This is a genomic window from Paenibacillus timonensis (assembly GCF_022427145.1).
Taxonomy (GTDB): Bacteria; Bacillota; Bacilli; order Paenibacillales; family Paenibacillaceae; genus Fontibacillus; species Fontibacillus timonensis.
In genome coordinates, this window is record NZ_JAKSXN010000161.1 from 1 (window position 1) to 456 (window position 456).

At 52.0% G+C, this 456-nt stretch carries 2 tRNA genes and 1 rRNA gene; all 3 read left to right on the forward strand.

The features are described from left to right. The first annotated feature begins 42 nt into the window (after positions 1-42). The 3 genes from rrf to MJ257_RS24695 all read left to right on the forward strand — a co-directional run bounded on the left by rrf (position 43) and on the right by MJ257_RS24695 (position 396). A 5S ribosomal RNA gene (gene rrf / locus MJ257_RS24685) occupies positions 43-159 on the forward strand. Positions 160-197: 38 nt separating this feature from the next. Further along, positions 198-274: transfer RNA gene (locus tag MJ257_RS24690), tRNA-Ile, on the forward strand. 46 nt (positions 275-320) lie between these two features. Further along, positions 321-396, forward strand: a tRNA-Ala gene (locus tag MJ257_RS24695). The last annotated feature ends 60 nt before the right edge of the window (positions 397-456 follow it).

A 456-nucleotide genomic window follows, 5' to 3' on the forward strand; every position in this document is an offset into this window, starting at 1 on the left:
ACTCACTCGTTGGTCAGTTTTGAGAGTTCAAACTCTCATGCGTTTGGTGATGATGGCGGAGGGGTTCCACTCGTTCCCATCCCGAACACGACCGTTAAGCCCTCCAGCGCCGATGGTACTTGGACCGAAGGGTCCTGGGAGAGTAGGACGTCGCCAAGCGCAGCCCATTTTTGGGTTCACAAAATAATATCCGTTATGGGCCCTTAGCTCAGCTGGTTAGAGCGCACCCCTGATAAGGGTGAGGTCGGTGGTTCGAGTCCACTAGGGCCCACCATATATCCCATAACGAACGGCATCGTGCCTTGTGTTAGGGTGAATTTGGGGCCATAGCTCAGCTGGGAGAGCGCCTGCCTTGCAAGCAGGAGGTCAGGAGTTCGATCCTCCTTGGCTCCACCATATGATTTATCAATTGATCCTTGAAAACTGGATAAACGAAACGAAATTTGCGTTTTAGAA